This is a genomic window from Corynebacterium sp. HMSC055G02 (assembly GCF_001809065.1).
In the GTDB taxonomy this organism is placed as follows: domain Bacteria; phylum Actinomycetota; class Actinomycetes; order Mycobacteriales; family Mycobacteriaceae; genus Corynebacterium; species Corynebacterium jeikeium_D.
In genome coordinates this window covers 149,665-174,184 of sequence record NZ_KV795633.1, presented here as the reverse complement: position 1 = coordinate 174,184, position 24,520 = coordinate 149,665, and the positions used below count along the sequence as shown (strand labels likewise).

At 59.9% G+C, this 24,520-nt stretch carries 23 protein-coding genes; 18 read left to right on the top strand and 5 right to left on the bottom strand.

The genetic code is table 11. The annotated features are described in order from the left end of the window. Positions 1-4: 4 nt before the first annotated feature. From HMPREF2547_RS01070 to HMPREF2547_RS01045, 6 genes are all read left to right on the top strand, one after another. On the top strand, positions 5-1,090 hold the full coding sequence (locus HMPREF2547_RS01070; RefSeq protein WP_070604463.1) for a phosphomevalonate kinase: 1,086 nt from the start codon (positions 5-7) through the stop codon (positions 1,088-1,090). Positions 1,091-1,183: 93 nt separating this feature from the next. Beyond that, the gene (locus HMPREF2547_RS01065; RefSeq protein ID WP_016422099.1) at positions 1,184-2,239 is read left to right on the top strand and encodes a hydroxymethylglutaryl-CoA reductase (NADPH); all 1,056 of its coding nucleotides are present in this window, start codon (positions 1,184-1,186) and stop codon (positions 2,237-2,239) included. Between the two features lie 198 nt (positions 2,240-2,437). After that, complete coding sequence (locus HMPREF2547_RS01060) at positions 2,438-3,628, top strand: hydroxymethylglutaryl-CoA synthase (protein ID WP_070429831.1); 1,191 nt, start codon at positions 2,438-2,440, stop codon at positions 3,626-3,628. A gap of 100 nt (positions 3,629-3,728) precedes the next feature. After that, the gene (locus HMPREF2547_RS01055) at positions 3,729-4,064 is read left to right on the top strand and encodes a hypothetical protein (RefSeq protein WP_049169972.1); all 336 of its coding nucleotides are present in this window, start codon (positions 3,729-3,731) and stop codon (positions 4,062-4,064) included. A 32-nt stretch (positions 4,065-4,096) separates the two neighbouring features. Continuing rightward, the gene (locus HMPREF2547_RS01050; protein ID WP_246819588.1) at positions 4,097-5,341 is read left to right on the top strand and encodes a procyclic acidic repetitive family protein; all 1,245 of its coding nucleotides are present in this window, start codon (positions 4,097-4,099) and stop codon (positions 5,339-5,341) included. Beyond that, positions 5,341-5,622: a hypothetical protein gene (locus HMPREF2547_RS01045; RefSeq protein WP_049190377.1), complete on the top strand. Its 282-nt coding sequence runs from the start codon at positions 5,341-5,343 to the stop codon at positions 5,620-5,622. Before HMPREF2547_RS01050 ends, HMPREF2547_RS01045 begins: the two co-directional genes overlap by 1 nt. Before the next feature lie 15 nt (positions 5,623-5,637). On the opposite strand, the gene HMPREF2547_RS01040 is transcribed toward HMPREF2547_RS01045, so the two are convergent. Then, complete coding sequence (locus HMPREF2547_RS01040; protein WP_049169967.1) at positions 5,638-6,489, bottom strand: dienelactone hydrolase family protein; 852 nt, start codon at positions 6,487-6,489, stop codon at positions 5,638-5,640. Between the two features lie 111 nt (positions 6,490-6,600). On the opposite strand from HMPREF2547_RS01040, the gene glmS reads away from it, so the two are divergent. Then, positions 6,601-8,475 (top strand): glutamine--fructose-6-phosphate transaminase (isomerizing), encoded by a 1,875-nt coding sequence (glmS, locus tag HMPREF2547_RS01035; protein ID WP_049193252.1) that lies wholly within the window; start codon positions 6,601-6,603, stop codon positions 8,473-8,475. On the opposite strand, the gene HMPREF2547_RS01030 is transcribed toward glmS, so the two are convergent. Together HMPREF2547_RS01030 and HMPREF2547_RS01025 are read right to left on the bottom strand one after the other, a co-directional pair. Next, positions 8,458-9,810, bottom strand: coding sequence for an HNH endonuclease signature motif containing protein (locus tag HMPREF2547_RS01030; RefSeq protein ID WP_049169963.1), 1,353 nt, complete (start codon positions 9,808-9,810; stop codon positions 8,458-8,460). The two genes, glmS and HMPREF2547_RS01030, sit on opposite strands and share 18 nt — an antisense overlap. A 218-nt stretch (positions 9,811-10,028) precedes the next feature. After that, positions 10,029-11,090, bottom strand: a complete 1,062-nt coding sequence (locus tag HMPREF2547_RS01025; RefSeq protein ID WP_070604459.1) for an esterase/lipase family protein — start codon at positions 11,088-11,090, stop codon at positions 10,029-10,031. Positions 11,091-11,114: 24 nt separating this feature from the next. Here HMPREF2547_RS01025 and HMPREF2547_RS01020 point away from each other — a divergent pair, with 24 nt between their 5' ends. The 10 genes from HMPREF2547_RS01020 (at position 11,115) to groL (ending at position 21,774) form a co-directional block, all read left to right on the top strand. Further along, complete coding sequence (locus HMPREF2547_RS01020; RefSeq protein WP_070604457.1) at positions 11,115-12,785, top strand: NAD(P)H-hydrate dehydratase; 1,671 nt, start codon at positions 11,115-11,117, stop codon at positions 12,783-12,785. Then, on the top strand, positions 12,782-14,395 hold the full coding sequence (alr, locus tag HMPREF2547_RS01015) for an alanine racemase (protein WP_070545672.1): 1,614 nt from the start codon (positions 12,782-12,784) through the stop codon (positions 14,393-14,395). Before HMPREF2547_RS01020 ends, alr begins: the two co-directional genes overlap by 4 nt. A gap of 30 nt (positions 14,396-14,425) precedes the next feature. Beyond that, positions 14,426-15,076, top strand: coding sequence for a tRNA (adenosine(37)-N6)-threonylcarbamoyltransferase complex dimerization subunit type 1 TsaB (gene tsaB / locus HMPREF2547_RS01010; RefSeq protein WP_049190362.1), 651 nt, complete (start codon positions 14,426-14,428; stop codon positions 15,074-15,076). Next, positions 15,073-15,552 carry a ribosomal protein S18-alanine N-acetyltransferase gene (rimI, locus tag HMPREF2547_RS01005; RefSeq protein WP_049190359.1) on the top strand — a complete coding sequence of 160 codons (480 nt, stop codon included), beginning with the start codon at positions 15,073-15,075 and terminating at the stop codon, positions 15,550-15,552. The genes tsaB and rimI overlap by 4 nt, the downstream gene beginning before the upstream one ends. A gap of 38 nt (positions 15,553-15,590) precedes the next feature. After that, positions 15,591-17,327, top strand: coding sequence for a pyruvate dehydrogenase (locus HMPREF2547_RS01000; RefSeq protein ID WP_016422112.1), 1,737 nt, complete (start codon positions 15,591-15,593; stop codon positions 17,325-17,327). Between the two features lie 55 nt (positions 17,328-17,382). After that, positions 17,383-17,811 carry a hypothetical protein gene (locus HMPREF2547_RS00995; protein ID WP_042388422.1) on the top strand — a complete coding sequence of 143 codons (429 nt, stop codon included), beginning with the start codon at positions 17,383-17,385 and terminating at the stop codon, positions 17,809-17,811. A gap of 58 nt (positions 17,812-17,869) precedes the next feature. Beyond that, entirely contained in the window at positions 17,870-18,949 is a 1,080-nt protein-coding gene (gene tsaD / locus HMPREF2547_RS00990) for a tRNA (adenosine(37)-N6)-threonylcarbamoyltransferase complex transferase subunit TsaD (protein WP_070595976.1), read from the top strand. A gap of 103 nt (positions 18,950-19,052) precedes the next feature. Next, positions 19,053-19,694, top strand: a complete 642-nt coding sequence (locus tag HMPREF2547_RS00985; protein ID WP_049169953.1) for a hypothetical protein — start codon at positions 19,053-19,055, stop codon at positions 19,692-19,694. 156 nt (positions 19,695-19,850) lie between these two features. Next, on the top strand, positions 19,851-20,150 hold the full coding sequence (gene groES, locus HMPREF2547_RS00980; RefSeq protein ID WP_005510054.1) for a co-chaperone GroES: 300 nt from the start codon (positions 19,851-19,853) through the stop codon (positions 20,148-20,150). Positions 20,151-20,169: 19 nt separating this feature from the next. Next, positions 20,170-21,774, top strand: coding sequence for a chaperonin GroEL (gene groL, locus HMPREF2547_RS00975; RefSeq protein WP_070604455.1), 1,605 nt, complete (start codon positions 20,170-20,172; stop codon positions 21,772-21,774). A 119-nt stretch (positions 21,775-21,893) separates the two neighbouring features. Here the strand turns inward: groL and HMPREF2547_RS00970 are convergent, their stop codons facing one another. Beyond that, positions 21,894-22,217 carry a WhiB family transcriptional regulator gene (locus HMPREF2547_RS00970; RefSeq protein WP_016422117.1) on the bottom strand — a complete coding sequence of 108 codons (324 nt, stop codon included), beginning with the start codon at positions 22,215-22,217 and terminating at the stop codon, positions 21,894-21,896. Positions 22,218-22,354: 137 nt separating this feature from the next. Further along, entirely contained in the window at positions 22,355-22,723 is a 369-nt protein-coding gene (locus tag HMPREF2547_RS00965; protein WP_038629374.1) for a DUF5319 domain-containing protein, read from the bottom strand. Between the two features lie 263 nt (positions 22,724-22,986). Here HMPREF2547_RS00965 and guaB point away from each other — a divergent pair, with 263 nt between their 5' ends. Then, complete coding sequence (gene guaB, locus HMPREF2547_RS00960) at positions 22,987-24,516, top strand: IMP dehydrogenase (RefSeq protein ID WP_016422119.1); 1,530 nt, start codon at positions 22,987-22,989, stop codon at positions 24,514-24,516. Positions 24,517-24,520 lie beyond the last annotated feature (4 nt).

Below are 24,520 nucleotides of genomic sequence, written 5' to 3'. Positions count from 1 at the left end.
GTAGTTGAGCAACGCTAAAGGCGGACCTATCGAAGGCGAGTCCATCGGCCGTGGCTGCGGCAAGCTGTACCTCACTGGTGAGTATGCGGTGATGGATGTCGAGGGGCTGGCCGTCATCGCAGGTGTCGACCGCTATGTGACAGTTCGGTGCCGCGATGCCGAACCATCGCAGCCGGTCTCTCGCGTGTACTCCAGCTATTACGGCCCGCAGGGGCGCGTCATTGATATCGATGCACCAGATGACATCGCTACCCATACGATTTCCCTGGTCTATCGCATTGCTGCGGGCGAGTTGGAAAACACCCCAGAGCGCCCCATAAATATCGTCATTGAATCAGACCTCGATGACGCCGACAGTGGTGCGAAGTATGGCCTGGGATCCTCCGGGGCTGTCGCTGTGGCTGTAACTCGTGCGCTGGGGACGCACCTGGGTCTGGAGCTGGATTCACTGGACGTGTACAAGATTGCGATGGTGGCCACGCTTCTGGCTGGTGCAGCTGGTTCCGGCGGCGATATCGCGTGCTCCGCGCACGGCGGGGTGGTGCTCTATCGCCGGCCGAATCCGACGGCGCTCGCAGAGCTCGTGGCGGCTGATCCTGTCGCTGCCGTGGCGGCACCGTGGCCGAATCTTCGCATTGACGCCCGCACCGACCTCGGTGGGCTACAACTGTTGGTCGGCTGGACGGGCAGTCCGGTGAAGACGGACTCGCAGTTGAAGAAGGCCGGTGGCGCAGACCGTGATTTTGTGCGCGGGGTCTCGTCGATAAGCGAAAGACTCTGGCAGGCGCTTGCCGACGGCGACCACACCGCGGCGTTTGCCTGCCTGCGTGAGAATCGGATGCTGCTGCAGGACTATGAGCGTGAGCGTGCTGTGTGCATCGAGACGGAGAAACTGAAAGCGCTCGCCGACATCGCCGATGGCGCGGGGGCCGCGGGCAAGAGCAGCGGCTCCGGTGGTGGTGACTGCGGAATCGCGCTGGTGGGAGTCTCAAAAGATGCCGATGCCGAGGAGACTGCCGCGGACATCACCGCGCGCTGGCAAGCCGCTGGCATCCAGCCGTTGCCGCTGAAGCTGGCCGCTCAACTTTGACCACAGTTTTTTGACCGTAGAATTTAAGACAGCTGAAATTTACAGAAGCTGGGAACCGAAGCTGCATGCAGCTAGAAAGGGTCGCTTAGGACAATGGCTGAAAAGAGCTCGCACGACCTGGAATATGCACACGTACCACTGAGCTGGATTGGTCCGGTGCGCATTAGTGGCAACGTCATGAATGACGAGGTGAAGATTCCGCTGGCGACTTACGAGACCCCGCTGTGGCCGTCTTGTGGTCGCGGTGCGAAGGTCTCCCGCATGATCGAAGGTGGCATTACCTGCACTTTCGTCGGTGAGAAGATGACCCGATCGGTGATTTTCACTCTCGACTCGGCAGCGGATGCCGTCATTGCGCGCGACAACATTCTGTCTCGTTATGACGAGCTGAAGAAGGTCGTGGAGTCCTCCTCGCGTTTTGCCAAGCTGGTAGATATTCACTTCCAGATCGCATCGCGTCTTCTCTTTGTCCGCTTTGACTTCTTCTCCGGTGATGCCTCGGGCCACAACATGGCCACGCTGGCGTCTGAGCGTTTGATGTCCTACCTGATGGAGCAGATGCCAGAGTTGGGCTATGGCTCCATCTCGGGCAACTACTGCACCGATAAGAAGACCTCCGCCGTCAATGGCATTCTGGGCCGCGGTAAGTACGTGATCGCCGAGGCCGTCATTCCGGAGCCGGTTGTCCGCGAGCGTCTGCGCACTACCGCCAAGCGCCTGGCTGAGCTCAACGAACGCAAGAACCTCGTCGGCTCCATCATGGCGGGCTCACTGCGCAGCGGTAATGCGCACTACGCCAATATGCTGCTGGGCTTTTACCTCGCTACCGGTCAGGACGCTGCGAATATCGTCGAAGGCTCGCAGGGGCTGACGCAGGTAGAGGCGCTTGACGACGGCTCCGTGCGCTTTAGCTGCACCCTGCCACATTTGATCGTCGGTTCCGTGGGCAACGGCAAGGGCTTGGACTTCGTGGAGAAGAATCTCACAGCGCTGGGCTGCAAGGAGGACCGTGAGCCGGGCGAGAATGCCCGTCGTCTAGCAGCGTGCTGCGCGGCAATCGTCTGGTGTGGTGAGCTTTCCCTGCTCGCGGCACAGACGAATCCGGGTGAGCTGATGGAGGCGCACGTTTCTATCGAGCGTGCGAAGTAGCGGTTTGTGAATAGTCGTTTGCGACAATTCGCAAAACCTAAGACAAATCTCAGGTAAACGCGCTAGATTTCTGTAGTAGGCAATTAAAATTTTGTGGGCAAAATATCCCGTGGTCTGATGACTGCTCTGATGACATGGGGATGTTTCGTTGCCCGTTATTTCTTAAAAATCTGTAGAGGTAGTGAAGGCACGGTTTTGATGACAACAAGCAATGTGACCCCGATCGGTATTGATGACATCGCCTTTGCGACGGGTTCGTACTGCATTGACCTCGCCGATATTGCGCCCCGACTCGGAGCGGAACCGGCAAAGTACCACAAGGGCCTGGGGCAGGAACGCTCCAGCGTGGTTGCCTCTGATGAAGATCCGGTGACGATGGCCGCGGCCGCGGTGAAGAAGATCGTTGACCGCCACGGTATCGACGGCGTGCGCACCATCATGTTCGCCACTGAGACCGGTATCGACCAGTCGAAGGCCGCTGCTGTCTATGTCCACGAGCTGGTCGGTCTTGACCCGCACGCGCGATCTGTCGAGCTGAAGCAGGCTTGCTACTCCGGTACCGCGGCGCTGCAGTTCGCGTGCGCTCTGGTGGCCCGCAATCCGGAGGAGAAGGTCATCGTTGTCGCCTCCGACATTGCCCGCTATGACCTGGACTCCGCTGCGGAGCCGACCCAGGGCGCAGGTGCTGTAGCCATGCTGGTGACCGCTAATCCGCGCATCCTGGCTATCGATGCGGCTTCGGGCGTCTTTACCCGCGAAGTTATGGACTTCTGGCGGCCGAACCACCGCAGCCAGGCGTTGGTGGAGGGCAAGCTCTCTATTAGTGCTTACATCGACGCTGTTCAGGGTGCTTACGAGGACTACCGTGCCCGCGGCGGTGTGGACTTCAGCGAGATTGACTACTTCAGCTACCACCAGCCGTTTACCAAGATGGCCTACAAGGCGCACCGGCAGCTTTCGGCCAATAACGGTGTGGAGCTCACCGCGGAGGACGAGGCCCGCCAGCTCGGCCCAACCACCGAGTACAACCGCATCATCGGTAACTCCTACACCGCATCGGCCTACTTCGGCCTGCTCTCGCTGCTGGATACCGAGAAGGACCTGGCTGGTAAGAAGGTCGCTGTTGTCTCCTACGGTTCCGGCTCGGTTGCTGAGTTCCTCACCGGCAATGTGGTCGAGGGCTACGAGTCCCAGTTACGCGCCGCAGATAATGCGCGTGAACTGGCTGAACGCGTGAAGCTCGATGATCCGACCTACTACCGCCACGCTCAGGTGACGCATGAAGATCCGGGTGAGTACTCCAACCTGGGAGACGACGCCCTGATTGGCACCGGCCCATTCAGCTTCACCGGTGTTGAGGGGTGTAAGCGCATCTACCGCGCTCGTTAGCCCCCGGGGGCACCCGCGCTAGTACTTAGACGGAACCGAATCCTCTTTTTTCGCGCCTAACAGTAATAAGAACTGTTTTTCGCGGGGAAGGGGATTTTTCGTGTCCGCACGTTTTACTGGAGGCAGTGGCGGAGGCTTGCTGCACTTTTCGGAAGATGCAGTGACAGCGGCTGCCCGAGAGATCGAGCAGCGCGGCCGTGAAGGCCATGAGCGGTGGGGAAGCGCTCCTGATATTTCCGCAGCAGATTGTGGCCAGGGTTTTGCCGCCCAGGGGCGCCGTCTGCAGCAGGCGGCAGCGAGGCTGCGTGAGCACGGGCAATCGATGTACGCGGGACTTGGCAATCATGCTCCGGCAGTGCGGGAACAGTGGCGTGTCTTTGCAGGCTGTGACAGCGCCGGGAGCGCCGACCTCGGTGGAATTGAGGTAGTGGACTGATGCCATGGGTTGCTCGAATTCTTCCGATATTGGTGCGTGTTATTGGCCGTGGAAGCCGTATTGGAGCCAAGCGCGGGGTTGGCGGCATCGGCAAGAATCTGCCCAAAGTCTTGGATAAGGTGCGACGCGCTGACGGCTGGAAGGGCAGCGCCCTGTCCAAGTTCTCTAACTCCGTGGGGTTGATAGCCTCCGCGATAACTATTGCTATGGCTTTCGATTGGGGCGGTTTGAAAGGCGATGCCGCCGACGCCGCCAAGGAGCGCTGCGATAAAGCTGCGCAGGACTGTGCGAATCAGGATGAGCAGTCCGCCAATGGCGCGCAGAGCGTCGGCGAGTGCGGCAAGAAAGTCGACGAGGTCCTTGAGGATTGCGAGAAGCAGGCCGAAGATATGGCTGAGCAAACCGACGGCATCCTCTCTCAGTGCGAAGCGCTTGTCGACGATCCGGAGGTCGGCGCCGAAGCCGCACAAGTGGCCCAGCAGGTGTGCAACAGTCTCGTCGACTCCACTGGTCAGCTCTACGATGCTCGCAATGTCTGCATCGAGCAGTGTCTTGAGCAGGCAGCGTGTGACACTGAGGCCGCGGTGGTCGCCACCCCGCCGCAGCCTCCTACTGTCCCTGCCAGTTCGGGTGCTACCTCGGCGGCCTGTGCAGAGGTGGCTGAGTCTGGGAGTGGCGAAGGAGCTACTGTAACCGGTGGCAACGGTGCTATCGCTGGTGGAATTGGGGTCGTTGCCAACGTTGATACTGGGGTAGAGGCAGGCGTTGCTGCTGGGATATCCGTTGGAGGTGCCATTGGCGCTGCCGGGGCGACCAGTATCGCTGGAATTGCGGGGGCTGTGGGTGTTGCGGGCAGTGTCGCGTCCTCACTGCTCAACTTAGACATGTGCACGGAGACGGAAGAGCCAGTGTGCGAACAGGCGCCTGCGCCAGCGCCAGCACCAGCACCAGCTCCTGCGCCGGAGGACTGTGTGCCGGAACCCGAACCAGAACCCAAGCCCGAACCTGAACCCGAGCCCGAACCTGAAAATGTTCCTGAACCGCCTCCTCCAGCTGAGAAACTAAAGCACTTGGGAATCGAGCTGCCACAGGAGACGCAAGCAGAACAGCGAGCGGAACCGCAGCCAGAACCACAAGCAGAGCCGCAGCCAGCACCAGCCCAGGATTCGGCAGCATCAGTGCAGGAATCTGCTTCAGCTGTGCCCGAGCCCCCTGAGCAGCCCAACGCCCAGGAGCTTGTGGGCGCGGTCAATTCGCCAACGGCAGGTGAGTGGTAATGGGGAGTAAGCATGCCGCGAAATATGACCGGATTGGGCAGGCCTATTACGACGCTGCTGCAATGACTAGGCAGGAGTTCGATACGGCGGTACAGAGGGCACAGAAAGAATTGCAGGGTTTGGAGGAGCGTCGTAAAGCACGCGAAATTAAGGAGAGGGAGGTGGCGGCGGGCGTCGAAAAGCAACAAAAAACCGCCCGACCGAAGGGAACCGTTACGCGGTTGTTCGGGCGGGCGGGGAAAGGGACGCCGACGGTGAAGTCGATTCGGGGCGTGTCCTGAAGCGTGGCCTAGTGACTACTTGCCGGGAATCAGCGAGTGCTCCGGGTTTTCCGGCAGCTCCTTGATGAGCCACTCCATGTCGCGGTTAGTTGTGCCCTTGATAGTGGCGGTCGGGTCTGCGAAATCTGAGTACTTCTTGTCGTCACCGACCGTGGCCAGCAGGAAGCCTGTGAGTGCGGCGCGCGCGACCTCCTGGTACTTCACCTTGGAGGAAGAGAAGCCCGCTAGACGACGGAGAAGAGTTGTTTCCGAGAAGCTGCCCTGGTCAGCCTTGTCTACTTCGCGGTAAACGACATCGCCCTTCCACTGAACAGCCAGGCGAGCCGGGTTACCGCGATCGAGCCACTGATCCTCGCCAGGGGCCAGGACGAGGCCCGGAGCCGAGACATTAGTTGCAGCGGCGCTGGAGGAAGGCGCGGTAGTTGCGGGGAAGACGCAGCCAACGCCGGAGATGAGGTCGTGACCAGCGGCGGCGAGGACGGCTACGCCAGCGCCCATGCCGTGGCCGGCAACGCCGAGTTTCTTCGGGTGGACGACGACCTTGCCCTCTCCGAGGCGGACACCAGCGAGAATCTGGAGCGCTGTCTCCAAATCGTTGGCGAGACCACGGTGATCTGCCACGATGCCATTTTCGGTGTCCGGAGCAGCGACCGCGATGCCCCACGAAGCTAGGTGACGCAGCGTGGCGTGGTACTCCTCAATCGGTGTGCGCCAATCGTGTGCGAAGGCGATACCGGGGATGCCATTGCCCTCGGCAGGCGTGTAGACCTTTCCCGGCAGGCCAGTAAAAGCGAGATCACCGACCATGACGCGGTGCGGTCCACGCTTGGAAAGATTAGATGTCAGAGTCTTCAAGTTGTCAGCCACAGTGAATAGCTTAACTATAAGGTGCATACCTTTGCTGAAAAAGTGCCAGGATGAGCGAGAATGTCTATTTCGTTATGACGATTTTCCGCTTCGCGGGTTATTCTGTAGGACATGTGTGGAATCGTTGGATATGTGGGCCATCAGCCCGCCCTGGATATTGCTGTCGATGCGCTACGACGCATGGAATACCGTGGCTATGACTCCGCGGGGGTTGCCATTGTCGACGATCAGGGGCATATCACTGTAGAGAAGAAGGCCGGTAAACTCGCCAACCTCGAGGCTGCCCTTGATGCGGATGGGCGCGACAAAATCACTGGAACCACCGGAATTGGGCACACCCGCTGGGCTACCCACGGTCGCCCAATTGATGAGAATGCCCACCCACACCAGTCCTATGACGGCAAGGTGGCTATCGTCCACAACGGCATTATCGAGAACTTTGCTCCGCTACGTCAGGAGCTGGAGGATGCCGGCATTGAGCTGAAGTCCGAAACCGACTCCGAGGTCGCCGCGCACATGCTCGCCCGTGCCCTGGACGGTTCCGACGGCGGATCTACCGCTGGTGATTTCGAGGCCTCTGCGCTGTCCGTGCTCAACCGCCTCGAGGGTGCTTTTACGCTGCTGTTTACTCATGCAGACCACCCGGACCGCATCATCGCTGCTCGTCGCTCCACTCCGCTGATTGTCGGTGTGGGCGAAAACGAAATGTTCCTCGGCTCCGATGTTGCGGCTTTCATCGCACACACCCGCGAGGCCGTGGAGCTGGGTCAGGACAACGTCGTCATCATCACCGCAGATGATTACCGCATCCTGGATTTCGCCGGCAACGAGCAGCAGGGTCGACCATTCACCATCGACTGGGATCTCGCCGCAGCCGAAAAGGGTGGCTATGACTCCTTCATGATGAAGGAAATCCACGAGCAGGCTGCCGCCGTCCGCGATACGTTGGCCGGTCACCTCGTTGACGGCCGCATCGTTCTCGACGAGTCCCGCCTGAGTGACCAAGATCTGCGTGACATCGAGAAGGTCTTCGTCGTCGCCTGTGGTACCGCATACCACTCCGGTTTGTTGGCCAAGTACGCCATTGAGCACTGGGTTCGTATCCCGGTCGAGATTGAGGTCGCGTCCGAGTTCCGCTACCGCGATCCGGTGCTGGACCGCCAGACGCTGGTGGTCGCTATTTCGCAGTCGGGCGAGACTGCTGACACCCTTGAGGCCGTGCGACACGCAAAGAGCCAGGGCGCCCGCGTGCTGGCTGTCTGTAACACCAACGGTGCACAGATTCCACGTGAGTCTGACGCCGTGCTCTATACGCACGCCGGCCCGGAGATTGGTGTTGCTGCAACCAAGTCGTTCCTGGCGCAGGTAGCCGCAAACTACCTGGTCGGTTTGGCTCTTGCCCAGGCACGCGGCACTAAGTACCCGGACGAGGTCACTCGCGAGTTTGAAGAGCTGGAGACCATCCCGGCACTGATTGACAAGGTCGTCGCTAAGGGCGATGAGTTCATCGACACGGCCAAGGAAATCGGTGCTATTCCGACGATGCTCTTCCTCGGCCGTCACGTTGGTTTCCCAGTCGCACTTGAGGGTGCGCTGAAGCTCAAGGAGCTTGCCTACATTCACGCAGAGGGGTTCCCGGCAGGCGAGCTCAAGCATGGCCCAATTGCACTCATCGAGGATGATCTTCCGGTCGTCGTCGTAGTGCCATCGCCGAAGGGGCGCGCCGTGCTGCACTCCAAGATTGTCTCCAACATCCAGGAGATTCGTGCCCGTGGTGCCAAGACCATCGTGATTGCCGAAGAAGGGGATCAGTCGGTGGTTCCTTTTGCGAACTACCTGATTGAAATCCCGGAGACGTCCACGCTGCTCCAGCCGCTGTTGTCTACGATTCCGATGCAGTTCCTGGCAGCTGAGATCGCTCGCCAGTGCGGTAACGAGGACATCGATAAGCCGCGCAACCTGGCTAAGTCAGTCACCGTCGAGTAGTTCGTCCTGCTTTCGTCGGTACTGCTCAATCTCCGCATCGAGTTCTTCATCCGTGAGGGACTCGATGCGTTTTGCTTCTTCCTCGGATAGGTCCCAGACCTCATCGGATACATGGCAAAATGACAACATCCAATCGAGGTTGCGTTTCTGAATCGTCTTCATCTTCCGTGTCACACGCTGATGAAAAGTTTGCTTGCCGACGTTCTTTAGCGGCCCAACCGGAACGCTAGTCGCGGTGTCCCCATTACGGGAAGTCCACACTTCTGTTCCGTCGGGGTATCTGTCGATATCCCAGCCCTCGTGCGTTTTTAGATTGTGGTGTCGGCGGCAGAGACAGTGCAGATTCTCAGTGTCAGTCGGCCCGCCCTGCTTGGGATTGTCGTGGTTGTACGGCTGAATATGGTCCAGGTCGCACTTGGCTGCCGGGACGTCGCAGCCGGGGAAGCGGCAGGTACCGTCACGCCCACGGACGCGAGCCACCTGGCTCTCGGTGGGGCGGTAACCATCCACCTTGCTGTCGGCGGAGATACGGATGTGAGTTGCGCGGGCAAGCCATTCTTCGGTGGCTACCTCGCTCAACCAGCCGACGCCATCAATCCATGCTGGCCCACCGCCGACCTCGCGGTAGACATTGATGACAATCTCGGCATTGGTCGATTTCTGTGCCAGCTGTAGTAGCGCTTCCGCCTGCGTGCACTGTTCACCACGATTGATTGCTGTGTTGCGAATCCCCTGAATCCTGGCCATGAGCTCGGTCGCGCGGTCGTTTTCAAGGATTGCTGTGACCTTTTTGTGCTTGCCATCGCCCGTGTCGGAGAGTGCGACCGCTTCGCCTTCTGGAACCCGTTGGGTGCCGTCGTTGCGGGCGCAGTCGTTGTACTCAGAAACCAAGTCGCCGATTAGACGAGACAGCGTGTAGACACCAACCATTGCTTGTCGAGGTCGCGTCGGAGTGAGCATTTCCAAAAGATGGGGCTCTACCGTGTCGAACTGATCTGGTGACAGCCCGGCAACGCCATTGGCGATGGCGCGGAGATGGGCTAACGAGAAACAGAAGGTGGATTCGATGAGAGCCCGGACTTTTGGTAGGCGTTCGAACATCAGCGCAATTTCGCACAGCGTAGAACACTTGCCGCGGCTAAGGCCGGTTCGAATGCTTATGCGGGCAAGATGGTGATTGACATCGACCTCCTCACCGGGAGCGCAGATATCGATCAGTTGAAGGTCTGCGGCGTTGATGGCACGGGCCGCGCTGCTAATCGGGTCGTCGGATTGCTGGTTGGCCCATGAGGGCTTTTGACCTGGTGCTGGAAGTTCTGTGGGCGGCGATGACATTGGTTATCCCCCTGATTACTACGTGTCCGCCGGAGAATTGAAGATTGAGTTCTGTGGTGGAGAGAAGCATGGAGAGGCTGTGTCAACCAGTCCCGCCAACCCCTGTGCACCGGACAAAGAACTTTCGCTTACAAATTTTCCCTACAACCCAAATCGTACACCTGTTTGAAAAACTGTCAATAGAATTCTGGAAATATGTTCTAAAATTCTGTGCTGAATTAGATCCGGCCCCTCCGTCCGAGCCTCCTCCGTCCGAGGCCCCTCGGCAGGGCGCCGTACAAAGGCAGGACTCGCTGTCGCGGATGATGCGGGACATTACCAGCTTCAGCGCCATCCAGTTCCTCCAAGAACTCGTGAATGCGTTCGAGCGTATTGGGGGAGTAGAGCAGTGCGAGGTGATCAGACCAGTCGCCACCGCCAGTGGCATTGTTGACGTTCGTAATGTGGTGACCCTCTTGTTCGGGCAAAAAGGCGCCGGTCCACGGGCGAACCACGGTGTCAAAAGGGGTGCCGATATTCAGGTAGTGCGGACCACGTCGGGTAATGCCACGCGCTGCGCGGTTCAGAGTCGCAATGTAGTCAGAGTCCAGCAGCTGTTGAATGCAGGCACGGCCGACAAGGCGGTCGACGAGTTTGTGCATCGGTAGGCCGCATCGCTCAAGGGCACTGAGCCTTCGGCGCATGCCCCACGCAGTAGTGCCTCGGTGGTTTCCCGCAAGCGAGATGACTGCACGCACGGGGCTGTTGTCGGAGGCGTACTGCTCGGCTTCTTCTTCGTTGAGGCCACGGTTCAGAGCTTCGTCGTAAAGCGAATCGATGCTCGCGTTGGCGTAGCTGCGGCAGTGTAGACCGCCCTGGGAATGACCGATGAGGTCGAGGCGGGGTAGGGAGAGTTGGGCACGGAAGCGGTCGAGAAGGTCGGTGACTTCAGCGAGCGCATCGCTTAAATCGGTGGTGGCTTTGACGCTACGGAGACGGCTGACCAGCGCGGCGGGGTCGGAGCCGTAATCGAGTGAGAATACGGGGCGATTCCGGGCGAGGAACGGCCCCAACATGGCGAAGGAGTTGAACGAGTTCATCCAGGTGCCGTGAACCAGGACAATTGGTGTGCGACCGTTGTATCTGTCCAGGTCAGGAGTGACTTTGCCGTCGAGGATTTCGCGAACGTCCTGCACGCCGTGGGGGATCCATTCGGGATGACGCAACGAGCGCAGGTATGCCTGGGGAAAGGCGCGCAGTAGAGGGCCGAAAACTCGCGTGCTCGGGGAGTAGTCATCCATAGGGGCTAATCGTAGGCTGGGTTTATGACGTACTGCTACACAGCTGCCGAAATTCGCGCCGCGGAACAGCCCTATCTGGACGCACAAACGCGTGACGACGAACTCATGCGCCACGCAGCCGCCGCTGTGTCGGAGGTGGCGGAGCGGATGCTCTCAGAGGCATCTCCGGAGCCTGGTCGCGGTCGCGTGCTGCTGTTGGTTGGATCGGGAGGCAATGGTGGCGATGCACTCTATGCTGGCCGAAACTTGTCCTCGGATGGGCATGGCGTGGATGCGGTTTTGCTGGGCTCGAAGCCACACGAGCGGGCACTGAAAGCTTTTGAACTCGCAGGTGGGCGGGTGCTGCCGTTGGGGTGTGACCGGGAGACGGGTTTATCGAAGATTCTGTGGTCGATTAGTGAAGACTACGCACTGATCATCGACGGCATCGTGGGGCTCGGAGGTCACGGCGCGCTGCGTGAAGAGGCCGCGTGGTTGGTGCGCGAAGCGCGGTTGGGCAAAGTTCCCATTCTCGCGGTTGATGTGCCGAGCGGCGTAGAAACCGATACTGGGCGTACTTTTGACCCGCCTGCCCAGACCATCAATCCAGACCCTGATTTGGAGGAGAGACAGAACCCGTACTTGCCATCTCACGTGGAGGCCACGACAACGGTGACTTTCGGCGGTCTGCGCTACGCGCACTCGCTGTCCGAATCCTGTGGCACCGTCGAATTACACGAAATTGCGCTCGATGCCTTCTCCCTCGAACTTCCAGGACTGGGGCAGACGCTCTATGAAAACGGTACCTACAATGCCGTCCACCACCAGACTCCGACCGTGGAGTTCTACGAAGCCCTAGGCGGGAGCTTTCCGGCACCACTTGGCGCGATGACCCCGCTCGAACCCGGTGCAGCTGACCACAAGTACTCCACTGGAGTTACAGGAATCGCTGCCGGAAGCGAAGCGTATCCGGGCGCAGGTCAGCTGTGCGCCACCGCTGCCGTGCATGCGACCAGTCCCGCGGTCATCTATGTCGGCGACGCGGCCGCACGCAACCGCATCACCGCAGCCTTGCCGACGGTCATTGCGCAGCAGGACTCGGTGGATCGCAAAGAGGTACGCGTCGATGCCTGGGTCGTCGGTCCCGGTCGGGGCACTGATGAGAAAGCCGCCGAGGAACTGCGAGACATTCTGACCACTGACAAACCAGTGGTCATCGACGCTGACGCACTGACACTGCTGTCGAAGCATGAGGACATCCGACAGCTCGTTCGTGAGCGCGGCCAGGAGCGCAACCTGCGCACTGTTCTCACGCCGCACGCCGGTGAATTCGAGCGCCTGACCGGGCACGAGGTCACTAACCCCATCGCAGATGCGCGTGAACTTGCCGAGCAGTTCTCCTCCGAAGTGTTGCTCAAGGGACGCCGCACTGTGATGGTCAATCCGACAACGCAGCGCACAGTCGTGGTTGACGCGGGTAGCTCCTGGGCAGCCACGCCGGGCTCTGGCGATGTACTGTCCGGGCTCCTCGGCGCCTGGGTAGCGCGTGGCGAAGCCCTCTATCTACCAGCAATTATTCATGCGCGCGCCGCATTTTTGGCCGCGCAGACAGAGTTCGGACCAGCACCCTGCAGCGCCCAGGACATCGCCGAATCCATCCGAGATGCCACCGCATGGTTCACCAACGAAGGCAGCAGTGGCAAAATACGGCTATGACTTCCTCGGCACCAGCCATCCTGACCCATACCGTTAATCTCGACGCGATCACCCACAATGTGAAGACCGTCAAGGCCATCGCAGGGGTGTCGGAATTCATGGCCGTCGTCAAGGCGGACGGCTACTCGCAGGGTGCGCTGCAGACCGCGCGTGCCGCGCTGGCCGGCGGGGCAACGCAGCTCGGTGTCGCAACAATCGACGAGGCGCTCTCCCTCCGCGAGGAACTCCGCGCCACGCTTGACGACGGCCACACCATCCCCATCCTCGCCTGGATCTGGGACGCAGCAGCCACCTCGTTGGTGCAGCGCGCTGTGGCTGCAGATATTGACCTCGGTCTGCCGTCGATGGCTCATGCGCTGGCCGTGGCCAATGCCGGGCGGGCGCTGTCGGTGACACCACGTGTGACGGTGATGGTCGATACGGGTTTGGGCCGCTCGGGATTCTCTATGGCCAATGGGGACTTTGAGCATGCGGTCGCTCAGCTGGTTGAGCTGCACAAGACCGGTGCTCTGAATATCACCGGTGCTTTCACGCACTTTGCGTGCGCGGATGAGCCGGGCAACGAGAGCGTCGATAAGCAGGCGCAGAATTTCCGTGCTGCGATTGCGGCACTGCGTGAGGCGGGGCTGGACGAGCTGATTAACCATGCGGCGAATTCGCCGGCATCGTTGTCGCGTCCGGACCTGGCCTTCGACATGGTGCGCCCAGGGCTGGCGATTTATGGTGGCGAGCCAATTGTGGGTGCCACCCATGGATTGCGTCCGGCGATGCGGTGGGAGGCGTCGGTCATTTTGGTCAAGAAGCTGCCGGCGGGGCAGTCGGTGTCCTACGGGCAGACGTGGACAGCTGACCGCGATACCACCGTCGGCATCGTGCCCTGTGGCTATGCCGACGGCATGATGCGCTCGGCCTCCGGGCATTTCGAGGTGAGCATCAATGGCACGCGCTATCCGCAGGTAGGGCGCGTGTGTATGGATCAATTCGTCGTCGACCTGGGACCCGACACCGATGTCGAGGCCGGCGACACTGCGGTTATCGTTGGTGATCCCGCACTGGGGGAGCCCGGTCTCGATGACCTCGCGAAGGCATCCGGCACCATTAACTACGAAATCCTCACTGCGCCAAAGGGACGCAGCGAGCGAAAGTGGGTGCGCAGCCGCATCGCGCCAACCGCAGAGGACATGCGTGACCTCGGCGAGGAAATTGGCCGGGAGTTGGCAGCTGGGGATCTGGTGATTCTCGATGGCCCACTCGGCGCGGGCAAAACGACCCTCACGCAGGGCATCGCCCGCGGCATGAATGTGCGCGGTCGCGTGACGTCGCCGACGTTCACAATCGCCCGCGAGCACCGTCCGCTGGCAACCGACGGCGTCACCCTCATCCACGTCGACGCCTATCGACTCTTCGGCGAAGAGGGACCCGGCTCCGATGGCGAGGCCTTCGATGCGCTGGACTCGCTCGATTTGGACACCGACCTTGAGGACAGCGTCGTGGTCGCCGAGTGGGGAATGGGGCTCGCCGAGGTGCTCTCCGAGCGCTATCTACAGGTGAGTATCGATCGTTCGCGTGACGACGATGCCCGCGTCGTCACCTGGACGTGGAGCAAGTAGCTTCAAGTCGGTTCAAGTAGGTTACTGAGTATGAACATTTTGGCCGTTGACACATCGACTCCACAGGTCACCGCGGGAATTGTCCGCGATGGTGAAACCGTGGCCGAAAAGCTGCACCTGGATGCCCGTGCGCACAACGAGGTGCTGGTGCCGCTGATTCAGCAGTGCCTCACTGACAGTGGGGTGGCGGCAACCGAGCTAGATGCCGTGGTTGTCGGCTGTGGGCCGGGGCCGTTTACGGGCTTGCGCGTTGGTATGGCCACCGCAGCCTCCTTCGCCGACGCTCTGGGAATTCCCTGCTACGGCATCTGCAGCCTGGATTCGCTTGCGGGTGGGGTTGGCGATGAACTGGTCGTCACCGATGCCCGCCGCCGCGAGGTGTACTTCGCCGCCTACCGCGATGGCCAGCGGGTTTTCGGTCCGGCAGTGGCCAAGCCAGCCGACGTCATGGAGCTGCTCAAGGAAGAACTTGCAGCAGAAGCCGCCGACTTCGCGCCGAGCCAGGCCCGCGGCAGTCTCAGCCACATCGAGCAAATTGCCGGGCTTGAGGTTGCTGCCGAACAAGTCTTTCCCACTCCGACAGCCATGGTTGAAGCGGTCGACTTTGACTCCGCGCCGGGCCCACTGGTGCCGCTGTACTTGCGCCGTCCGGATGCCGTTGTCCCGAAGGCTATGAGATGAGCGTCGTCAAGCTAGTGCGTCTCGGACCTCCTGCGGCCAAGGCGTGTGCGGCGATTGAGGCGGAGCTGTTTGCCGGCGACGATCCCTGGCCGGAATCGGCCTTTATGGCAGAGCTGGCCGCGCCGAACAATTTCTACGTCGGGCTGATTGCAGATGTAGACGAGGACGAAGAACTGTGCGGCTATGCGGGGATTACCAAGCTGGGGCCTGCGGGGGCCGCCGAATACGAGATTCACACCATCGGGGTGGGGAAGAAGTGGCAGCGCCGGGGCTTTGGGACGCAGCTGATGGACGCGCTGATGGCAGCTGTGGCGGAGGATCCGGGCCCGGTGTTTTTGGAAGTTCGCACAGATAACGAACCCGCAATCGCTATGTATCGGCGCTATGGCTTCGAAAATATGGGGCTGCGAAAGAACTATTATCCGGGCTCTGGGGCGGATGCGTACACGATGTGTCGGCCTGAGTTGGCCAGCTAGATGTTGACGTATTGACTAATCTGCGTTAAACCAGGCACATGGCTAAAACCTTTGCAAAACAGCTCGTAGAAACCCTAGAGAAGCAGGGGGTCAAGCGAATCTTCGGACTCGTTGGAGATAGTTTGAACCCCATTGTCGACGCTGTGCGCGAGTCCTCCATTGAGTGGGTGCACGTTCGCAACGAAGAGGCTGCCGCCTTCGCCGCCGGCGCGGAGTCCCTGGTCACCGGCGAATTAGCAGTGTGTGCGGCCTCCTGCGGCCCGGGTAATACCCACCTCATTCAGGGCCTGTATGACTCCCACCGCAACGGCGCAAAGGTGCTGGCGCTGGCATCGCACATTCCTTCCCGCCAGATTGGCTCGAACTTCTTCCAGGAGACCCATCCGGAGTTCATCTTCAACGAGTGCTCCGGTTACTGCGAGATGGTCAACTCCGCTGAGCAGGGTGGCGTTGTTTTGCATCACGCTATCCAGTCGACCATGACTGGCCACGGTGTTTCCGTGCTGGTTCTGCCGGGCGACATTACAACGCATGAAGTGGAAAATGATGAGTTCGTCACCTCCACAATCAGCAGCGGTCGCCCAGTCGTATTCCCTGACGCCGGTCAGGCCGCCGCGCTTGCCGACGCAATCAACGAGGCTAAAACGGTCACGCTTTTCTGTGGCGCAGGCGTGAAGGACGCCCGCGAACAGGTGCTCAAGCTTGCGGAGAAAATTAAGTCGCCGGTGGGACATGCGCTGGGTGGCAAGATGTACATCCAGTACGACAATCCCTATGACGTCGGCATGTCCGGCCTGCTGGGCTACGGCGCCTGCCACGATGCCTCCAACGATGCTGATCTGTTGATTCTGCTCGGTACTGACTTCCCGTACAACGACTTCCTGCCGACTAAGAACGTCGCACAGGTCGATATCGATGGTCGTGCCATCGGTCGTCGTACCACGGTGAAGTACCCAGTCGTCGGCGATGTGGCTGCCACAATCGAAACCATCCTGCCGCACCTGGATGAAAAGACCGACCGCTCCTTCCTGGACAAGCAGCTGCGGAACCACGAGCGCCTGCTCAGCCACGTCATCGAGGCATACACCCACGACGTTGAGAACATGCGACCGATTCACCCGGAGTATGTGGCCGACCTGATTGATAAGTACGCCGATGACGATGCCGTATTCACGGTCGACACCGGCATGGGCAATGTCTGGGCTGCACGCTACGTCACACCGAATGGCAAGCGAGAGCAGATTGGTTCCTTCCGTCACGGCACTATGGCCAATGCACTGTCGCAGGCCATTGGTGTGCAGGCTGCTGACCGGGACCGTCAGGTCATTACCTTCAACGGTGACGGTGGCCTGTCAATGCTGCTCGGTGAGCTCATCACCGTGAAGCAGGAGCAGCTGCCCATCAAGATGTTTGTGTTCAACAACTCCTCGCTCGGCATGGTCAAGCTGGAGATGCTGGTTCAGGGGCTGCCGGAGCACGAGACCGATCACGACGCGGTGGACTACGCCGGAGTCGCAGAGTCGTTGGGTATCAAGGCCATCCGAATTGAAGATCCGGCCGATGCGCCTCGCCTGATTCAAGAGGCGCTGGCATACGACGGTCCGGTGCTGGTGGATATGATCACCGACCCGAATGCCCTGTCCATCCCGGCAAACATCACCTGGGACATGCTGATGGGATTCTCCAAGGCCGCTACTCGCACCGTCTTCGGCGGCGGCGTTGGTCAGATGATCAACATGGCACGGTCGAACCTCCGCAACATCCCGCGGCCATAGTGGGGGTAGCGCTCTCGAGATGCGGGAGCGGGTGCGGTGCGGTACCTCTGTTTCCATGATTAAAGGTTTTCTGGTGAACCCTGACCTGACGCATCGCATCGTCGAATTTGAGTTGGAGGCCGCTGCTACATTCCTCGGCGGAGTTTCCTCCGACCGTGTTTCGGTGGCGTTTCAGGAAGACGGCGCCGATTACGCCGCTCTCTACAACCCGACGGCCAAGGCTGAGGGCGCTGAACCGAATCCGGTCGCGTCCCTCGGCCGCAATGAGGCTGCTACGGGCAACTCGGCTTTCTTTACCGACCCCACCACCGCAATTTGCGGAACGGTCGTATTTGTCGACGCCGAGGGCAAGGATATCGGCGACGAGGAAATCGAGCGTATTAAGCACGGTATGCGCGCCGTGCGCCACTACCGCGATGACTACCCAGAGGAATACGCTCTCTGGCGTGCCGCTGTGCGGAACCTCGGTCGCCTCGAAATTTAAACTCGGTCGCTGGTAAGCGACCCGGTGGTGCGCTAGTACCATGACTGCTATGACCGAGTTGACCCTGCTGGCAATCGAGAGTTCCTGCGATGAGACTGGCGCTGCAGTGATGCGTGTGCGCTACGACGACACCGACACCAGCACCCCCGCCATTCCCGAGGTGGAAGTGCTTGCCGACGTCGTCGCATCCTCCATGGAGCAGCACGCCCGCTTCGGTGGTGTGGTCCCGGAGATTGCTTCCCGCGCTCATTTGGAAGCCTTGCAGCCAGTAGTCTCCGAGGCGCGCGCGCAAGCAGCTGCCAAGCTCGGTATCGATACTTTTATCCCAGATGCCGTCGCCGCTACCGTGGGGCCCGGTCTCGCCGGTGCGCTGCTGGTCGGTTCGGCAGGCGCGAAGGCTTATGCCGCCGCCTGGGGTGTGCCTTTCTACGGCATTAATCACCTTGGTGGCCACGTTGCTGTCGGAGCTCTCGATGGCGCAGATCTATCCAACGCAGTGGCGCTGCTAGTTTCCGGCGGGCACACGCAGCTGCTGCGCGTACAGGGGGTTGGTCGTCCGATGGGGGAGCTCGGATCGACGCTTGACGACGCGGCCGGAGAGGCATACGACAAGGTTTCGAGGTTGCTCGGATTGGGTTACCCGGGCGGCCCGATTATCGATAAGTTGGCTAAGCAGGGTAACCGCAAGGCCATCGCGTTTCCTCGCGCCATGATGCGCCAGCAGGATGCGCGCCATGACTTCTCCTTCTCCGGCTTGAAAACCGCCGTGGCCCGCTATGTCGAGGCGGCGGAGAAGGAAGGTCGTGAATACTCCGTAGAGGACGTCTGTGCTTCCTTCCAGGAGGCGGTCTGCGATGTATTGACCAAGAAGGCCGTTCGCGCAGCTCAGGATGTGGGGGCCACTACGCTGCTGCTCGGTGGTGGTGTGGCTGCGAACTCGAGGTTGCGTGAACTCGCAGCGGCGCGAGCTACCTCGGCAGGAATTACGCTGCACGTGCCACCGATTAAGCTGTGCACCGACAACGGTGTCATGATTGGCGCAGCTGCCGCCTACCTCATTGCCGCGGGGGTCAAGCCCTCTGGCTACGCCTGCCCGACCGACCCCTCCATGCCTGTGGAAGATCCTGTAATGCAATAAGCAGTGATTGCCCCTCGGATCCATGTTAAATTTCGTTAACTGACTTTGACTTGTTTCTCTGCCATGGATCGCAGGACAATTACAGGAAAGCGCTTGCCCAAAAATGAGTAAAGACTACAGCGAGTGGGAACTTCAGCCATCCGATAATTCGCATAATCAGACTGAGCTGTTTGCGCCGCAGGGTGAACTGCAAACAACGCAAGCACCGCAAGTTGAACATCAGCGCGGTCGTGCTCGGGGAGTGCTATGGGCAGTCATCGCGCTGCTGCTTGTGGTGATTGTCGCTGTAGCGGCGGTGCTTTACCTAGTTGTGAGTGGTCGAGGTGAGCAATGGTTTGGTGCAGGTGCCAAGGATGAAGTAACGCCGAAGCTCACTGTTACTGCGACTGCGACGGAGACCGTGAAGGTGAAGTCGCCGGAGAAAGCCAAGAAGGAAACTACGAGTACGGCTACGCCCGATTATCCGATTAGTGGGGATTGCGAGGCATCGGCGTTCCCGACTACGGAGGAAAACTTTACGATTGTCGCCTGTGACGGATGGTGGGCGCTGGGTGGGCGCGCAAACAGTGGTGGACTGGCGGTCTACCAATGGGACGAAGGTGCCTGGCAAAGGAGGGAGCCAGACAGTCGTTACACAACCGGTTCTGGTGGCCCGTGCTTTAGCGATGAGTACATCAAGGAACACGGAATGACGGTTACTGTGTTCGGTCGTATGGCGTGTAACCCCGACAAGCTGACCAATTAGCATTAGCGCTCACTATTGTTGAGTGTTAGCACTTGCAGGGGTAGAGTGCTAACGAAGGTTGTTTGACACACAGTTGTTCACCCGCGACGACGGCTGTGCACGGCAGACCAACCGGCACAAGAACATCACATCACCGCATGTATGGAGGAATTCATCGTGGCGAACGTCAACATCAAGCCGCTGGAGGACCGCGTCCTCGTCCAGATCAACGAAGCAGAGACCACCACGGCTTCTGGCCTGGTTATCCCGGACTCCGCTAAGGAGAAGCCGCAGGAAGCTACCGTTATCGCAGTTGGTCCGGGTCGTTGGGCCGATGACGATGACCGCATTCCTATGGACGTCAAGGAGGGTGACATCGTCATCTTCTCCAAGTACGGCGGCACTGAGCTGAAGTACCAGGGCGAAGAGTACCTGCTGCTGTCGCAGCGCGACATCCTGGCTGTTATCGAGAACTAAAGGGAGGACGTACCCACACATGGCGAAGCTTATTGCTTTTAACGAAGAGGCTCGCGAAGGCCTCAAGCGCGGTGTGGACACGCTTGCCGACGCAGTCAAGGTCACGCTTGGCCCGAAGGGTCGCAACGTTGTCCTGGACAAGGCCTTCGGCGGTCCGCTGGTCACCAATGATGGTGTGACCATCGCCCGCGACATCGACGTTGAGGATCCGTTTGAGAACCTCGGCGCGCAGTTGGTTAAGTCCGTTGCGGTCAAGACCAATGACGTTGCCGGTGACGGTACTACTACCGCAACGCTGCTGGCACAGGCGCTGGTCCACGAGGGTCTGCGCAACGTTGCAGCCGGCGCAAACCCGATTTCGCTGAACCGCGGTATTCACGCTGCATCCGACAAGGCGGTTGAGCTGCTGAAGCAGCGCGCCACCCCGGTCAGCAGCTCTGCTGCCATCGCACAGGTGGCAACCGTTTCCTCGCGCGACACTGAAATTGGTGACCTGGTTGCAGGTGCCATGGACAAGGTCGGCAAGGACGGCGTCGTCTCTGTGGAGGAGTCGCAGTCGATTGCCACCGAGCTGTCCGTGACCGAGGGCGTGTCTTTCAACAAGGGCTTCCTCTCGCCGTACTTCATTACCGACGTCGAGGCTCAGCAGGCAATTCTTGACGGTGCACAGGTGCTGCTCGTTCGCGAGAAGATTTCCTCCCTGCCGGAGTTCCTGCCGATTCTGGAGAAGATTGCCGAGTCCGGCAAGCCGACTCTGATTATGGCTGAGGACATCGAGGGCGAGGCCCTGTCCGCGCTGGTTATCAACGCTATGCGCAAGACCTTGAAGGTTGCCGCAGTGAAGGCACCGTACTTCGGTGACCGTCGTAAGGCGTTCATGGATGACCTGGCAGTTGTCACCGGTGCAACCGTCGTTACGGCTGACACTGGCATGCAGCTGAAGGACGTAGGACTTGAGGTGCTGGGTAACGCACGCCGTATCACCATTACCAAGGACGAGACCGTTCTGGTTGACGGTGCCGGCACCGCTGAGGCCGTAGAAGAGCGTCGTAACCAGATCCGTGCCGAGATTGAGCGCACTGACTCTGACTGGGACCGCGAGAAGCTGGAAGAGCGTCTGGCGAAGCTCTCTGGCGGCGTGGCTGTCATTAAGGTCGGTGCTGCTACCGAGACCGAGGTCAACGAGCGCAAGCTGCGTGTCGAGGACGCCATTAACGCTGCTCGTGCGGCAGCTCAGGAAGGCGTCATCGCCGGCGGCGGTTCCGTACTGGTGCAGATCTCCCGTGAACTCGAGGCATTCGCTGACGAGTTCGAGGGCGACGAGGCAGTCGGTGTCCGTGCAGTTGCCAAGGCTCTGACCCGTCCGGCTTTCTGGATTGCTGAGAATGCTGGTAAGGACGGTGCTGTCGTTGTCTACCACATTGGTGAGCTGGAGAACGGCAACGGCTACAACGCTGCTACTGACACTTACGAGAACCTGATTGAGTCCGGCGTCATCGACCCGGTCAAGGTCACTCACTCCGCAGTCGTCAACGCAACCTCCGTGGCGCGTATGCTGCTGACCACCGAGGCTTCTGTTGTGGACAAGCCGGAGGAAGAGCCGCAGCACGATCACGCTCACTAATTGTCAGTGAGCTAGTGCCCGGGCCTTTGGCACGTAAAATGCTCCCCACCTTTCAATCTGAGGGTGGGGAGCATTTTGGTTTTTATGTGAACTGGATGGAGTCCGAGAGAGGGGAGGGACTACATGGCAGTAACTAGAACGCGTTCAAGTTCGCGTTCACGTGCGGCCGGCTTAGCTCGAAGGATTTCATTTCGTTCAGATTCGCTGAGACCGCCCCAGACACCGTATGGCTCACCAACCTTGAGTGCGTGACTACGGCACTGCATAAGAACAGGGCAAGAACGGCAGATAGCCTTCGCACGGGCTTCACGCAGGCTGCGTGCGCGTCCGCGCTCGCCTTCCGGGTGGAAGAAGGTCGCGGAGTCCTGCCCGCGGCAAGAGCCGTGCAGCTGCCAATCCCACAAATCCGCATTGGGCCCGGGCAAGTGGTCGATGTACGTCATCGGAATTGATGTCTCCTTCATTGAGCTTTCTTGAAGCAGTGAGCTCAAGTGTGGAGGCCAACAATGAACGGTTGGTAAACCTAAGGAGGCCAGCCGGGATACTACGCAAACAATTCCGTCAAACTCTTACCAAATTTTTAGAAACGGCCAGGTCGTCGAGAACGCAAACCGTCGACAAAGCCTGCGCAGTAGTCCCATGGGGCGTAACGGGAGGGGTCTGGATCGAATTGTGGCTCGTGAACCGGGGATGCCTGGCCAGACAGGAGCATCAGGTAGTGGTTTTCCAAAACCTCCCAGTTATAAAAGTGCTCGTCACCGCAGTCCTCACACAACATGCAGACGCCCAGTAATCCCTCTGGGCTCAAAGCGGTGCGGAATAGGCGAACTGCGGCCAGATCTTCAAGAACCTCTCGACGTTCCTGGTCTGTCAGTGGAGCAAACGGCTCATCCGGCTCGAGAAAGCTTGCCGGGTCATTGGGATCTCCTTCGAACGGATCCCGCGGCATGGATGAGAAAAAGTTGTGGTTCACAACCACTACCGTAACAGCTCTGTACGGCAATCCTGTCGATTGGCGATGCACTTAGTTGGGGTTTAGTTCACCTTGGAATAACCCTCAGCTAGCTTTCGGCTAACCCTTGTCGGGCACCTGTCGCTCCGCCTAATTGTCGCGTTTCATCACTGAAGGACTACCCTGTATATAACGTTTGGCAACCACGAAGCGATAGCGCCCCTGGCCGGATGTCGGCAAGGGTGGAGCAGGAGGAGTCCATGACCAACCCCACGGGAATTAGCCTCGGCGGAGACAATCCCAACAAGATTCCACTAGTCGGCCTTACATTCGATGACGTCCTGCTGCTGCCGGATGCTTCGGACGTTATCCCCTCCGGCGTTGATACTTCGACGCAGCTCACTCGTGAGCTGCGTCTGAACATTCCGGTTGTGTCCGCTGCTATGGACACCGTCACCGAGGCCCGCATGGCTGTTGCCATGGCCCGCCAGGGCGGTATGGGTATCCTGCACCGCAACCTGTCTATCGAGGAGCAGGCTCAGCAGGTCGAGATTGTGAAGCGCTCTGAGGCTGGCATGGTGTCCGACCCGGTGACCTGTTCCCCGGATGACACCATCGCCGAAGTAGATGCCAAGTGCGCTCGTTACCGCATCTCGGGCCTGCCGGTCGTCGATAAGGACGGCAAGTTGGTCGGTATCTGCACCAACCGTGACATGCGTTTTGAGGCAGACCTGAACCGCAAGGTTTCCGAAATCATGACCCCGATGCCGCTGGTCGTGGCTGAGCAGGGTGTGTCTGGCGATGCGGCGCTGAACCTGCTGCGCGCTCACAAGGTGGAGAAGCTGCCGATCGTCGATGGCGAAGGCCGCCTGACTGGTCTGATTACCGTCAAGGACTTCGTCAAGAAGGATCAGTACCCGAATGCTTCCAAGGATGGTTCCGGCCGTCTGCTGGTCGGTGCTGGCATCGGTACCGGCGAGGACTCCTGGAAGCGCGCGCACGCATTGGCTGACGCAGGCGTAGACGTGCTCGTTGTTGATACCGCTCACGCCCACAACTCAGGTGTACTTGAGATGGTCTCCCGCGTTAAGAAGGAATTCGGCGAGAACATCCAGATTATCGGCGGCAACCTGGCTACCCGTGGCGCTGCACAGGCCATGATTGACGCGGGTGCAGATGCCATCAAGGTCGGTATCGGCCCAGGCTCGATTTGCACCACTCGCGTTGTCGCAGGTGTGGGCGCCCCGCAGATCACCGCCATCATGGAAGCCTCTGTCGCAGCTAAGAAGGCTGGCGTTCCGATTATCGCCGATGGCGGTATGCAGTTCTCCGGCGACATCGCCAAGGCTCTGGCAGCCGGTGCATCCTCCGTCATGCTCGGTTCGATGCTGGCCGGTACCGCTGAGGCTCCGGGTGAGGTCACCTTCGTCAACGGCAAGCAGTACAAGATGTACCGCGGCATGGGCTCGCTGGGCGCCATGCAGGGCCGCGGCCTGACCGGTGAGAAGCGCTCCTACTCCAAGGACCGCTACTTCCAGGCTGATGTCAAGAGCGAAGAGAAGCTAGTTCCGGAAGGCATTGAGGGGCGTGTTCCGTTCCGCGGCAGCATCGACTCCATCGTTCACCAGCTGGTCGGTGGTCTGCGCGCAGCTATGGGCTACACCGGTTCCGCTACCGTCGAGCAGCTGCATGACGCACAGTTTGTCCAGATCACCGCTGCAGGCCTGCGCGAGTCGCACCCGCACGATATCCAGATGACTGTCGAAGCGCCGAACTACTACCAGCGCTAAACTG